Here is a 13,661-nt window from a genome sequence, read left to right on the forward strand (position 1 = left end):
GGCCGGGCCGGGCGCGAAGTCCGGGCGGGCGGCGCCGGCGGGCGGGCCGGGGCGGCCGGCTGCGCCTGCGTCGGTGCGCTCACCGGCTCGGACACGGACCCGACCGGGATCGGCGTCGGCACGGACGGAGGCTGCGCCGGAGCTGCCGGAGCCGGCGGCGGTGCCGACACCGGGGCCGGCTGCGTCGGCATCGGCGCCGACGCGGGCGGCTCGGTGCGGTGGCGGGCCGGGCGGCGCTGCGGCCGCTTCAGCGGCATGACCTCGTCGTTGCCCTGCTCCGGCTCGACCGGGTTCGGCACGAGCTCCGGCTTCGGCGGGGTGATCGGCTGCTCCGGCTCGGTCTCGGTGAGCGGGGCGAGCAGGTCGGTGCGCACCAGCACGATGGCCCGGGTGCCGCCGTAGGCCGACTCCCGCAGGTGCACCTGGATGCCGTGGCGGGCGGCCAGCCGGGCGACCACGAACAGGCCCAGGCGCGGCTCGTCCGACAGCGCCATGATCCCGAAGTCCGGCGGGTCGGCCAGCATCGCGTTGATCTCTTCGGTCTGGTCCGGCTCGAGCCCGAGGCCCTGGTCCTCGACCTCGATCACGACACCCTTGCCGACCACGTTGCCGCGGACCTCGACCCGCGACTGCGGCGGCGAGAACGACGTCGCGTTGTCGATCAGCTCGGCGAGCAGGTGCACGAGGTCGCCGACGACCGGGCCGCGGATGGCGATCTGCGGCAGCGCGGCCGTCTTGACCCGCGCGAAGTCCTCCGTCTCGGCGGACGCGCCGCGGACCAGCTCGGCCAGCCCGACCGGGTTGCGCCACTGCCGGCCCGGCTGCCCGCCGCCGAGGATGATCAGGTTCTCCGCGTTGCGGCGGGCGCGGGTGGAGAGGTGGTCGAGCTGGAACAGCGTGTCCAGCTGCTCCGGGTCCTCCTGCTTGCGCTCGGCCTGGTCGAGCACCTTGAGCTGGCGGTGCACGATGACCTGGCTGCGGTGGGCGATGTTGAGGAAGACCGTCTTGGTGCCTTCCTTGGTCTTCGCCTCGTCGATGGCGGCCGCGATGGCGGTCTGCTGCGCCTTGTTGAACGCGTCGGCGACCTGGCCGATCTCGTCGGTGCCGTGGTCGAGGAAGTGCCCGCCCTCTTCGAGGTCGACGGGCTCGCCCGCCTGGACCCGGGCGACCAGCTCCGGCAGCCGGACCTCGGCCGCGTCGAGGGTGTCCTCACGCAGCCGGTGCAGCCGGCCGATGAGCCGGTTCGACAGCCGGACGGCGACGAACACCACGAAGACCGCGAACAGGACGGCGATCACACCGGCGATCAGCGACTCGGTGAACGTCGAGTCGGCGTCGTCGATCGCGGCCTGGCTCGCGTTCGAGCTCTGCGCCACGAAGATGCCCATCAGGGCGTCGCCGACCTGGCGGGCGGCGGTGCGCCACTGGTCCTGCGCCACCGGCAGCTTCGACAGGTCACCACGCAGGAACGCGGTCTCGACCTGGGTCACGACCTGCCACGGCTGGCTCGCCAGCAGCTGGTCGTACTTCGCCTTGACCTCGGGGATCATCTTCGGCGCCGACGCGTCGAGCTGCGCGTGGTAGGCACCGACCTGGCCGACGTAGGCGCGGAACTCGTCGTTGCCGAGCCCGCCCGCGGCCAGCCCGGCGGCGGCGAGCGCGTCACTGCGCTGCATCGCGTCGGCGGCGGTGAACATCGGGATGGCCGTCAGCCGGTCGAACGCGTTCTGCGCGCCGCGCGCGTTCTGGGCCAGTCCCGCGACACCGTCGGTGAACTGGTCGATGATCTTGTTGTAGTACGTGAACGCCTGCAGCAGCTGCATCTGGCCGCCGTCGACCGCCTGGCGGGTCTGCGGCAGCTGCTGGAACAGCCCGAAGAACGTGGCGATGTTCTTCTGGACGCTCGGCGGGGTGCCGTCGTAGTCGGCGAAGTTGTCGCGGAGGTTCTCGATCTCCTTCGCGGCGGTCGCGTCGACCTTCGGGCGGATGGCCGCGAGCACGGCGCGCTGGTTGCCCTGGCCGGCCAGCAGGCTCAGGGTCGCCTGTCGCTCCTGCTGCAGCACGACGAAGAACGGGATCGCCGGGGCTTCCGAGTTCCGGATCTTGGTCGTGTAGTCGCGTGCGGTGACCGCGTCGTAGATGAGGTATCCCGCGAGCGCGACGCCGACGAGGAGCAGGGCCACACTGGGGATGAGCGCGATCGTGAGCACGCGCTTCCGAATCGAGGAGCCCCGGTTGCGTCGAAGAGAAATCTGCTTCACCTGGGTCCGTTTTCCTTCCGGCAGTACAAGGTTTCGGGTCGCCCGAGGTGGTCTGCACCCGGATTCCGACCAGCCGGATCAACATCACCGTGGTCTGCTTCGCCCGCGACGACGGTATGCAGCCCTGTAGGGCGCGTCAAGTCCGTGGCGATAACGTGATCTTGGAACGGTGACCCGTCCACACTTGCTGCCTGCGCTTGGAAAGTCCACCACCGAAAGTCGTGACGTTCGTCCCAGCGCTGCTTCCGTTCCCCGCCTTGGGTGCAGGCTCTTCGATGGTGCGATCGACCCAAGCGTCGCGGCGGCGGCCGCTACGTACAAGAGGGCCGGACGGTTCGGTGAGAAAGGTCACGGGCGCACCCCGAACACGAGCCTCGACGCGATCGTCCGGAGTTCGCCGCTTCCGCGAAGCGGAATTGCGTGGCATTCGACACCATCGCCGCGGATTCACCGGACGACTCGCCGGAATTCCCCCCATTCCGCATACCCGAGTGGTTCGACCACTCCGCGTGTCCTGGAACCGGTTCCGGGCGTCAGCCCGGGAACTCGTCGGCGAGGGTGTTCCAGAACTGCAGTTCGTAGCTCTGGAACAACCGGGCGTAGAGGTGGGCTTCGCGCTCGTCGAGCCGGTGCGCGTCGAGCCCGGCCTGGATCGCGGCGAGCGCTTGTTCTTCAATTTCCGGGACGTCCGCCGCGAAGAAGTCGAAGAACGCGCACTCGGCGTCTCCGAAGCCGTAGTGCCGGCGCATGCCCGCGGCGACGTCGGCGCAGTACCGGCCGAAGGCGGCGAAGTTCGCGAAGATCCCCGCCGCGGTCGCCGACGACTCGCCGTTCAACGCGAGCCACGCGACGTAGGCCGGGTACGCCTGGCAGCCCGCGCGCGGCCGTTCCTTCCCGCGGTCCGGGCCCGTCGCTTCGAGCAACGCGTCGAGCATCCCGTTCGCCTGCTGCTCACCGGGTGCCAGCCCGCCGAAGAACGTGCGCGCGTGCGGCTCGTCGGCCCGGGCGGCCAGCGCGTGGAAGCTCCGCCAGTCGGAAAGCGTGATCCGCTTCTCCTCCGCGGCGAGCGCGGCGAACACCGCCCGCGGCGCGCGGCCGGCGGTGATCAGCGGGACGAGCCGGTTGTCGCCGTCGCGCGGCGCGAGCTCCTTCTGGATCTTTTCGAGCAGTTCCCGTGCCGAGCGCGTCATCGGTCCCCCCGTGTCCGTGGTCCCTTCCATTGAAGCGCGGTTCGCGCGCGGACGCCCGTGTGCACTGTGGACAGTGGTGGGAACCTGACCCGGAAGCCGGTGTGCCGGGGAGGTTCGACCTGGCCGCGATTCTCTATCCACCTGGCTCCGGAGCCCTTACAGTGTGGCCATCCCGGACCCTTTCGAGGAGGCCAGCGTTGACCACCCCGTCCGTCGCCGAGCAGACCGAGGGCCAGACGATCCCGCGGCTGCTGCACCGCAACGCGGTCGAGTTCCCCGACCTGCCGGCGATCACCTCCCTCGACATCGAAGGCCGGCCGACGCTGAGCTGGCTGGAGTTCCGCACCGCCGTCGCCGAGGTCTCCCGCGGGCTGGCCGGGCTCGGGCTCGCGCCGCGTGACCGCATGCTGATCATGGCCCCCGGCTCGCCGGACCACATCGTCGCCGACCTCGCCGCGGCGCACCTGTCCGCGATCCCGTGCACCGCCTACGCCACGCTCAGCCCGGACCAGATCCGGTACGTCGCACGGCACAGCGGCGCGCCGGTCGTGGTGCTGGGCGGGGAGAACGAGCTGGCGCGCTGGCGGCCGGTGCTCGACGACCTCCCGGCGCTGCGCCACATCGTCGTGCTGGACGAGTCCGCCATCCCGGCCGGCGACGACCGCTACCTCTCCTTCGCCGACCTCCGCGCCCGGGGCCGGGAAGCGCTTGCCGCCGACCCCGGCGCGTTCGAGCGGTCGTGGCCGGAGATCAAGCCGGACGACCCGCTGTCGATGATCTACACCTCCGGCACCACCGGCGACCCCAAGGGCGTCGTGCTGTCGCACCGCAACGCGATCCACCAGGCGTACGCGGTCACCGAGCTGCACGACGCGCCGATGCACGCGAGCAACATCGCCTACCTGCCGCTCGCGCACATCGCCGAGCGGGAGCTGTCGATCTACCTGCCGATCGTGTGGGCGGGCCACGTGCACACCCTCGCCGACCCGACGGCCGTCGCCGGCGCGCTCGGCCAGGTGCACCCGCAGAGCTTCTTCGGCGTCCCGCGCGTCTGGGAGAAGATGGTCGCCGGGCTGAAGAACATGCTCGGCAGCGTCCCCGAAGACCGGCGGACCGCGTTGCTGCAGGCGAACGAACTGCTGCAGCAGGGCTACAAGCTGCGCAGCGCCGGGCAGGAGGTGCCGGCCGAGCTCGCCGAGAAGATCCGGCAGACCGACGAGGCCGCGCTGGCCCCGGTCCGCGCGCTGCTCGGGCTGGACAAGCTGCTGGTCGCTTCCAGCGGCGCGGCCGCGCTGCCGGTGGAGATCATCTACTTCCTGGCCGGCCTCGGCGTCGAGATCTGCGAGGTCTGGGGCCTGTCGGAGACCACCGGCGCGGCGACGTCCAACTCCGGCGAGTCGTTCCGCGCGGGCACCGTCGGCAAGCCGCTCGCCGACATCGAGGTCAAGGTCGCCGACGACGGCGAGCTGCTGGTGCGCGGCCCGATCGTCTTCCTCGGCTACCTGCAGGAGGACGGCACGATCGCCGACGCCACCGACGCCGACGGCTGGTACGCCACCGGCGACATCGGCACGATCGACGACGACGGCTTCGTCACGATCACCGACCGCAAGAAGGAGCTGATCATCACCTCGAGCGGCAAGAACATCGCGCCGACGAGGATCGAAGGCTTCCTCAAGGAGCACCCGCTGATCGGCCAGGCGGTCGCGATCGGCGACGACCGGCCGTACGTGACCGCGCTGCTCGTGCTCGACGACGAGATCGCGCCCGGCTGGGCCGCGGCGAACGGCGTCGAGGCGTCGCCGGACGAGCTGGCCGACCACCCGGCGGTGAAGGCCGAGCTCGAGCGCGCGGTCGAGTCCGCCAACAGCCGGCTGGCCCGGATCGAGCAGATCAAGCGCTACCACGTGCTGCCGAAGGCGTGGACGCCCGAGTCCGGCGAGCTGACCCCGACGCTCAAGCTCAAGCGCCGGGTCATCAACGACCGCTACTCGACCGACATCGAGGCCCTCTACGCGGCGGTGCGCGACCCGGAGCCGGCCGCCGGCGCCTGAGCCCTGCCGAAAGGGCGGCACTTTCACGTGAAAGTGCCGCCCTTTCGGGCGTCAGGCGGTGCGGGGCGAGGTCGTCTCCGTCCACTTGCGCAGCCGCGGCGGCACGCGCTTCTCCAGGCCGTAGTTCTCCAGGTGGGCGGAGAAGACTTCGTCGAACGCCTTCTGCACCGTCTCGGTGTCCCAGACCGGGCGCTCGAGGATCGGCTGCTTGAGGAACGGCTGGCCCATGACGTGCAGCTGCGGGCCGTTGCACCGGATCATCTGGCCGGTGATGCCGTGCGACCCCTCGCCGAGCAGGAACAGCACGACCGGCGCGATCCGCGACGGCGTCCGGTCCGGCGGGCAGGCACGCAGCGAGCGTTCGGACTTCCACACCATCCGCGTGTGCGCGAGCGGGCAGACGGCGTTGACGCGGATGCCGACCTCCTCGAGGTCGAGCGCCCAGGAGTAGGTCAGGGACGCCACCGCGCCCTTGCTCGCCGCGTACACGCCGAGCTTGCGCTGCCCGAGCGAAGCGCCCGAGGAGATGTTGACGATCGAGCCGCCGGTGCCGGCGTCGACCATCGCCTTGATCGCGGCCAGCCCGGTGTTCACCACGCCCAGGACGTTGACCTGCACCAGCTCGCGGGCCTGCTCGACGTCGTCCTCCCAGGGCAGCGCCTCGTAGTTCAGGCCGGCGTTGTTGACCAGCCCGTCGATCCCGCCGAACTCCTTGACGCACAGGTCGACGATCTCCTGCGCCTCGCCGGCGTCGGCCACGCTGTGCCCGCTCGCCACGGCGTGGCCGCCGTGCGCCCGGATGTTGGCCGCGGTCCGCTCGGCGAGCTCGCCGTCGACGTCGTTGACCACCACCGCCCCGCCCGCGCGCGCGACGTGCACCGCGAACGCTTCGCCCAGCCCCCGCCCGGCGCCGGTCACCACGACCGACTTGCCCTGCATCAACCCGTCCATCGTCATCTCCCCGCTCTGCGGCGCCGGCGGCGCGCGGTCCGTCCACCTCCGGCCGGCTCTGCGTCCAGTCTTGGCCCATTCGGTCCAACGGGGCATCGTCGCGACGACGAGCGGCCGCCGCTCTGCGCCGAGCGAATCCGGTTCGATCAGCCCGGAGGTACCCGCGCGCCGGTCACGGTCAATCGCGGACGTCCACCGCGGAGTAACCCGATCGGCTCCGAAGGGACGAGTCCTCGGCATTCTCAGGACGTCGGCGTGTAATCGACGGCATACTGATAGTGCTTCGGGGAGGTCCTCGGTGACTCCCCCGGACGGGGTCGTCACTGGCGAGGCACAATGCGGACGGTCCTTATTCACTCGATCGGGGGACGGTGGTTACGAGGTGACGACGCGCGCGACACCCCGGCTCCGGGCCGTCCTGGCCAACCGCGAGTTCCGCGCGCTGTGGTTCGCCGAAACGCAGTCCATGCTCGGCGACCAGCTGACCATCGTCGCGCTGGCCATCCTCATCTTCGACCGGACCGGGTCGCCGCTGCTCTCGGCGGTCGTCTACTCCCTGACGTTCCTGCCCGCGCTGGCCGGCGGGCTCGGGCTCTCGCAGCTCGCCGACCGGTTCCCGCGGCGCGCGGTGCTGGTCACCGGCTCGCTGGCACAGGCCGTGCTGATCGGGCTGATGGCCGTGCCCGGGATGCCGATGGGCTGGCTGTTCGTCCTGTTCGTCTTCGCCCGGCTGGCGAACGCGCCGTGCAACGCGGCGCAGAACGCGCTCGGCCGCGAGATCTTCGACGACGACGACATCTACCTGCAGAGCCAGGACCTGCGCGGGATCACGAACAACACCGCGATGCTGGCCGGCCTGGCCGTGGGCGGCCTGCTGGTCACCGGCATCGGCACGTCGTGGGCGCTGGGGATCGACGCGCTGACGTTCCTGGTCGCCGCGGTCGCCGTGCGGGTGCTGGTGCTGCGCCGGCCGGCCGCCGGCAACGGCGGCGCCCCGTGGTTCGGCGCTGTCCGGCAGGTTTTCGGCGACGAACGGCTGCGCGTGCTGCTCTACCTGTCGTGGCTGGTCGGCCTGGCGGTGATCCCGGAGGGCCTCGCCGCGCCGCTCGCCGCTCAGCTCGGCGCGGGTGACCAGGCGGTCGGCTGGCTGCTGGCCGCCGATCCGCTGGGCTTCGTCGTCGGGACGTTCCTGCTGTCGCGGTACGTCTCGACGGAGCACCGCCGCAAGCTGCTGGGGGTGCTGGCCGCGCTGCCGCTGGCCGCGCTCGCGGCGTTCGTGTTCCGCCCGAGCCTGGCTGTGGCGCTGGTGCTGCTGGCGCTGGCCGGGGCGACCGGCGCGTACGTGATCACGGTGTCGGCCACGTTCATCACGTGGGTGCCGAACGCCATCCGGGGCAGCGCCGGCGGGCTGTACCGGACGGGGCTGCGCGTCGCCCAGGGTGTGGGCGTCGGCGTGGGCGGGCTGGTGGCCCAGTGGCTCGGTTCCGCGGACGTGACCATCGCGCTCGCGGGGGCGGTGGGGCTGTTGCTGGCCGTCCCGGTCGCGTTGTCCTGGCGCCGTGTGGGCGGCGGAGCGGAACCGGAGCCACGGTTGTCATGAACGCGGTCATGAAACGGATTCTCGAGGGGTTTCAGCCGTCACGGTTCGACATCGGTCGCCACCTCTCCGTACAGGCAAGATCATGAATGACATTCAGCTGGGGACGGCGAGCAATTCGCGGTCGACTCAGGCGTCACGGTTACGCACTGGTCCACCTCCATCTTGGGAAGCATGAAGAAGCTATTGGAGCCCGCGTTCCCGGCCGGTTCGCCCGGGGCCGCGGAGGTTCTGTTGCTGAAGGATGGTACCCGCCGACGGAATGCGTCAACACTCTGGCAGGTACCGATGAGATTACTCAAGTGCCGGGCTAGGCTGGAAAGGAGGTGACCAATTGCATCCCGGACCAGACGACGACCCCTCCGCCGCGGGGGCGCCGCCGGACCCTGCGGTGAACGAGCACGCCGGACCGGCCGCGCGTCCGCTCGGGACGGTCGGGCGCGACCATCCGTACCGGCCCGGCAACTGGGCGCTCTGGCGCCGCCCGCCGGTGCTGATCGCGTTCATGCTCGGCATGGAGGTCGTCGCGGTCGCCGTGCTGGCGATTTCCTTCCGGCTTTCCGCGGTGCCGGGCGGGCGCGACTGGATCAATTTCCTGATTCTCGCCTGCGGCGCCACCATGCATATCCAGCTGACCCAGCGGCAGGAAGAACGGCGACGCAACCGCACCAAAAAGGTGCTGATCGACCTCACCGCCGTGTGGACGTTTTCCGCGGCTTTGATCCTGCCGGTGCCGCTGACGCTGCTCGTCGTTTTCCTCATTCGGCTGCAGCATTGGTTCATCGCGCGGCGGCCGGCGCACAACTTCATTTTCTCGTCCATCACGCACGGGCTGGCGGGGGCGGTCGCCCACCTCACGTACGGGGCGCTCGGACCACACCTGCTCGGCCAGTCCGGCTGGGCCGGCTTCTGGCAGGAAGCGGGCACCATCGCCGTCACCGGCCTGGTGTACGAAGCGATCCAGATCCTCTACGTCGGCGGCGCGCTGACCCTCGGGCTTTCGTCCGAGCCGACCCTGCGTAACGTCCTGGGCAGCCCGGCCGACAACCTGCTCGAAGCGGTCACCATCGGCCTCGGCGCGGTGACCGCGATCCTGCTCGCCGTCGTCCCGCCGATGGTCGTCGTGATGGCGGTGGCGACGGTCGTCTTCAATCGCCTCGCGGAACTCGACCAGCTCCAGAACGACGTCCGGACGGACCCGAAAACCGGCATTCTCAACATGCGCGGCTGGTCGGAGTCGGCGGAGCGAGCGCTCGAACGGACCGCTCGATCGGGTGATCAACTGGCCCTGCTGATGGTCGATCTCGACCACTTCAAGTGGATTAACGACACCTATGGACATCCGGCGGGTGACGACGTGCTCCGCACCGTTGCGCAAACGCTCGACGAAGTGACGAGACCCAGTGACTTGGTCGGCCGTTTCGGGGGTGAGGAATTCCTCATTCTGCTGCCGGACATCGACGAAGAGGCCACCTGGGACGCGGCCGAACGCATACGCATTGCCATTGCGAAGTTGCATATCGTGACAACGGACAAACGTGGCGACCCGGCGACGATCGCCGACCGCACCACCTCGATCGGGGTGGCCCGCCACCCCCGCCACGGCGACACCCTCGACGTCCTGCTGCAGTCGGCGGACCGCGCGGTGTACCTGGCGAAGGAGAACGGCCGCGACCAGGTGTGTTTCGCGCCGGACACGCCGGGCTCCACGCTGCCGGGCGGCCACTGAACGCGCCGGGCGGCTCGCTCACGCCGATGGCCTCGGCTCGGGCCCGGCGGGCTCGGTCGCGCCTTGAGAGGTCGAGAGCGGCTTCAGTATTCGAACGGCAACGGCCAGGGCGGCCAGCACGCCCGCACGGGCGGAAAGGGCGGCACCGGCCGGGACGCCGCATGGGCGAGGGTTGGGTTTCGGCTCTTGGCGGCCACGGCGAGGGCGGCCCCGCCGAAGAACGGTGGCGGCCGCCGGCCCGGCTCCCCGCTCGAGCCGCCACCGGACCGCGCGCCGAGCACTCGCGGACCGGCTCCCCGCTCAAGCGCCTGACCTCGCTCGTGGGCCGGACCGCGCGGCCGCTCAGGTCCCCAGCCGCACGGTGAGCTCCAGCTTCACCAGCACCTCGGCCGACGAGCCGCGCGCCGCCGGCGTCAGGCGCAAGCGCTCCCCTCGGTAGCCCGCCGACTCCAGGTGCAGCACTCGCGCGCCCGGCGCCGGCCGGGGGTGGCACCAATGGCGGACCAGCCCGGTCGCGGCCGGGTCCTTGGCCAGGACCAGGTACTCGTGGCCGAGGTCGTCGGTGACCCGGCCGAAGCCGTTCCACCACAGCGCCCGCAGCGTCAGGTCCTCGCCGTCGCGGACCAGGTCCACCGGTGGGTCCGCCCGGACACCCACCCGGAAGCCGCGCTCGCCGACGCGCACCGACCGGACGTCGAGGAACGCGCCCGGGCCGGGAGCACCGCGCGGGACCAGCACCTCCCGGCCGCGTTCGCCGACGTCGGCGCGCGGCAGCACCGCCGCCACCGCCAGCTCCGCGGCCGTCCACCCGTCGCCGGCGTCCGGCCTTGGCGGCGTCCCGCTCAGCTCGGCCGCGAGGAGCCGGTACCCCGTCACCTCCGTCCACGCCAGCACCGCCGCCCGCAGCCCCGGCTCCGTCCGCAGCCTGCCCAGCGCCGGTCCCGCCCGCCGGGTCCGGCTGTAGCGAGCCGCCCGGACCAGCCGGACCGCCTCGGGGCAGCCCGGGTCCGGCGCGAACAACCCCGTCATCGCGCGGTCGAGCGCGCGCAGCTGCTTCGCCAGCACCACCCGCGACACCGGCCCGGCGTGCGTCCTGGCCAGCGACGCGGGCGAGTTCGAGCGCAACGCGCGGGCGAGCAGCCGCAGGTCCGGGCCGCGCGGCGTGCGCAACGCCGCGCCCGGGGCCAGCCGGCGCAACGCGCGCAGGGTGTTCTCCACGGGCACGGCGGGCCGCGCGCCGCCGGGATCGGTCGAGCCCACTGCACGCCCTCCTGGTCGCCGCACCCCCGCGTCCAGTCTCGCCGGTGCGCGCCGGGCGCGGAACGTAAGAAGGGGCAGACCCGCGCGCCACCCGATCGGGCAGCGGCGGGGAAAGCACGGGTGAACCCCTGGGGTTAGCCCCATGTCGTCGCCGAGACGGGGCTGGCACCCTGGACCCATGCCAGCCCCGAGCGAGCCGCCGCGTGTCCGCCGACCCTGGTCGACGTCCGGCTGGCTGCTGCTGGTCCTGCTGGTCGTCTTCTCGTTCGGCCTGATCGCCTCGCGCCCGCCCTCGCCCCCGGACCAGGGGCCGCCCACCGGTGACGTGCTGGCCGCGCAGAACGCGATCGAGGCGCTCGTCCACCCCGGGCCGCACCCCGACGCGCTGGCCCGGCTGCCGAAGGACTTCACCGCGCTCAGCGGCGTCACGCCGGGGTCGATGCCGGCCCGCGACGGCACCGTCCGCGCGGTGCACGTCGACGGCGGCTGCTCGACGCCGTGGGGCGACGACAACACGAAGTGGGACTACGCCGTGCCGTGCAAAGCGCACGACCTCGGCTACGACCTGCTGCGCTACGCCGACCGCAAGGGCCACCCGCTCGGCCCCGAGGTGCGCGAAGCGCTCGACAACCAGCTGTCCCACGACATGCACCACGCCTGCGACCTCAACCCGATGGACTCCGCGGGCACCTGCCGGGTCGTCGCGTCCCTCTACTCGGCCGGCCTGGTCGTCAACTCGTGGCACCAGCGGTGGGGCCCGCCGGTCGGCGACCCGATCGGCCCGATGGTCGCCGGCGTGCTCGTGATCGGCTGCCTGCTCGTGTTCCGGCTGCGGGGCTGGCTGCGCGCCCGCCGCGAGCCGCACCGGCCGGCGCCGACCCCCGCGCCCGCGTCGGTCACCCGCTGGGCGCTGCTCGGCGCGGGCGGCGTGGTCCTGCTGCTGCTCGGCGAGTCCGTGACGGCGCTGGCGCACTGGGCCGGCACGCCCGAGACGTCGCTCTGGCCGCTCACCTGGCTCGCCCAGCTCGCGCCGCTGATCTTCTTCGCCGGCGGCCACGCCAACGCGGCCGGCTGGCGCGCCGAGCAGGCCGACGGCGGCGGCTACCGCCACTACCTGGCCGAACGCGCCAGCCCGCTGCTGCGGCCGGCGCTGATCTTCGCCGTCGTCGCGCTGCTGACGCCGCTCGCGCTCGAGCTGCTCGGCAGCCCGGCGGGGACGACGGCCACGGTCATGCGCATCGCGCTGCACCCGCTCTGGCTGCTCGGCGTCTACCTGCTGACGATCGTCTGCGCGCCGCCGCTGCTGGCGTTGCACCGCCGGGCCCCGGTGCTCGCCGCCGCCGGGCTGCTCGCGGTGGTCGTCGGCGGCGAAGCCGTCGCGAACCTGACCGGCTCTTCGCTACCCCGCTTCGCGGCGACGTTCGCTCTCGCGCTCCTCGCCCAGCAACTCGCCTTCGCGCACGCAGACGGCGTACGCCCGTCTCGACGGCTGCTCGCCGCGGCCGCCGCGACGGGTGTCGCGGGCCTGGTCGTGGCGAGCGTCCTGCGGAACGGGCCACCCGTCCTGCTCGGCAGCCCGGGCGCGCCGGCGGCGTTCTCGGCACCGCCGTGGGGCGTGCTGCTGCTCGGCCTGGTCCAGCTGGGCGTGCTCGGGCTGCTGGCCCGCCCGCTGAGCCGGTTCGGCGACCGGCCCGCGGTCGCCACCGCCTGCCGGTTCGTCCTGCGCGCGCCGATGAGCCTGTACCTGGCGTTCCTCGCCGCGATGCTGCTGCTGGTCGCCGTCGTCTACCTGCCGGGGCGGATCGCCGACGGGCTGAGCTGGCTGGTCCGGCCGCGCACGCTGGTCGCCGTCGGGCTCCTCGCGGTGCCCGCCACCCTGGTCTTCTGGTGGTTCGAACGGCACGGCGGCGGCGCCCGCCCACCGCGCGCCGCCGAGCTGCCCGGCCGCCGGAGCGTCGTCCTGACCCGCGCCGCGGCCGGGTTCGGCATCGGCTACGCGACGCTCGGCGTGTTCGGCTTCGCGCTGACCCGCTTCGGCGGGGTGGCCGCCGACGCCGACCTGCTGGGCCTGCGGCTCGACCCGATCCAGAGCCTGGTGCACCTGCTGCTCGGGGTGTTCCTGCTGCACACGATCCGGCTCGGCGCGGGCGCGGCGACCGGCACCTGGCTCGCCACCGCGCTGGCCTGCGCGCCCTCGCTGCTGTTCGCCGACGGCGGCGGCGCGTCGGAGCTGCTGGGCGTCACGCTCCACGCCGCGACGGCCGCGTTCGCCCTGCTCGCGGCGGCCGGCACCCTGCTGCCCGCGCGCCGGCCGGCGAACGCGACCTCCTGACCAGGCGCAACCGTCGGCGGTGCGGGAAACTGGGTGGTGCGTGCCACATTCGTGGGGGGATGTGTAACGCTACGGCAACCCGGGGCAGGCACCATGCGTCCCATCCCTCGGCACCACCAGTCGAAGCAGTGAGGAGTCACCCGCGTGGATCACCCGCCTCGGAACGGGCAAGGCGGCCGCCGCCCCGCTCGGTCGTGGCAGGACGAGCCAGGCCGGCGCACCCCACCGCCCCGGCGCCCGGCACCCCGCCGCGAGCCGGCGGACGTCCGCCGCGCCGGCCCGCCGCC

General features: G+C 72.4%; 8 protein-coding genes. 4 read left to right on the forward strand and 4 right to left on the reverse strand.

Annotated features, from left to right (window positions below; translation table 11 throughout):
• Nucleotides 1–2,210 (reverse strand): sensor histidine kinase (locus tag M8542_RS49415; RefSeq protein WP_257927393.1); only part of this gene is annotated, 2,210 nt, incomplete at its 3' end.
• 584 nt (nucleotides 2,211–2,794) lie between these two features.
• Nucleotides 2,795–3,451 carry a transcriptional regulator gene (locus M8542_RS49420; RefSeq protein ID WP_257927394.1) on the reverse strand — a complete coding sequence of 219 codons (657 nt, stop codon included), beginning with the start codon at nucleotides 3,449–3,451 and terminating at the stop codon, nucleotides 2,795–2,797.
• Nucleotides 3,452–3,648: 197 nt separating this feature from the next.
• On the opposite strand from M8542_RS49420, the gene M8542_RS49425 reads away from it, so the two are divergent.
• Nucleotides 3,649–5,505: an AMP-dependent synthetase/ligase gene (locus M8542_RS49425; protein ID WP_257927395.1), complete on the forward strand. Its 1,857-nt coding sequence runs from the start codon at nucleotides 3,649–3,651 to the stop codon at nucleotides 5,503–5,505.
• Between the two features lie 51 nt (nucleotides 5,506–5,556).
• Here the strand turns inward: M8542_RS49425 and M8542_RS49430 are convergent, their stop codons facing one another.
• Nucleotides 5,557–6,456, reverse strand: coding sequence for an SDR family NAD(P)-dependent oxidoreductase (locus M8542_RS49430; protein ID WP_257927396.1), 900 nt, complete (start codon nucleotides 6,454–6,456; stop codon nucleotides 5,557–5,559).
• Nucleotides 6,457–6,838: 382 nt separating this feature from the next.
• On the opposite strand from M8542_RS49430, the gene M8542_RS49435 reads away from it, so the two are divergent.
• Both M8542_RS49435 and M8542_RS49440 read left to right on the forward strand, forming a co-directional pair.
• The gene (locus M8542_RS49435; RefSeq protein ID WP_257927397.1) at nucleotides 6,839–8,056 is read left to right on the forward strand and encodes an MFS transporter; all 1,218 of its coding nucleotides are present in this window, start codon (nucleotides 6,839–6,841) and stop codon (nucleotides 8,054–8,056) included.
• Between the two features lie 502 nt (nucleotides 8,057–8,558).
• Entirely contained in the window at nucleotides 8,559–9,782 is a 1,224-nt protein-coding gene (locus M8542_RS49440) for a GGDEF domain-containing protein (RefSeq protein WP_372508818.1), read from the forward strand.
• 342 nt (nucleotides 9,783–10,124) lie between these two features.
• Here M8542_RS49440 and M8542_RS49445 read toward each other — a convergent pair whose 3' ends face one another.
• The gene (locus tag M8542_RS49445) at nucleotides 10,125–11,042 is read right to left on the reverse strand and encodes a hypothetical protein (RefSeq protein ID WP_257927399.1); all 918 of its coding nucleotides are present in this window, start codon (nucleotides 11,040–11,042) and stop codon (nucleotides 10,125–10,127) included.
• Nucleotides 11,043–11,220: 178 nt separating this feature from the next.
• Between M8542_RS49445 and M8542_RS49450 the strand changes: the two genes are divergently transcribed.
• On the forward strand, nucleotides 11,221–13,374 hold the full coding sequence (locus M8542_RS49450; protein WP_257927400.1) for a phospholipase A2: 2,154 nt from the start codon (nucleotides 11,221–11,223) through the stop codon (nucleotides 13,372–13,374).
• The last annotated feature ends 287 nt before the right edge of the window (nucleotides 13,375–13,661 follow it).

Source organism: Amycolatopsis iheyensis (assembly GCF_024703995.1).
Classification (GTDB): Bacteria; Actinomycetota; Actinomycetes; order Mycobacteriales; family Pseudonocardiaceae; genus Amycolatopsis; species Amycolatopsis iheyensis.

Bases quoted from the DNA above. Each gene is read 5' to 3' on its own strand.
- M8542_RS49420 (WP_257927394.1), bottom strand. From the start codon at position 3,451: ATGACGCGCTCGGCACGGGAACTGCTCGAAAAGATCCAGAAGGAGCTC.
- M8542_RS49430 (WP_257927396.1), bottom strand. From the start codon at position 6,456: ATGGACGGGTTGATGCAGGGCAAGTCGGTCGTGGTGACCGGCGCCGGG.
- M8542_RS49440 (WP_372508818.1), top strand. From the start codon at position 8,559: ATGCTCGGCATGGAGGTCGTCGCGGTCGCCGTGCTGGCGATTTCCTTC.
- M8542_RS49450 (WP_257927400.1), top strand. From the start codon at position 11,221: ATGCCAGCCCCGAGCGAGCCGCCGCGTGTCCGCCGACCCTGGTCGACG.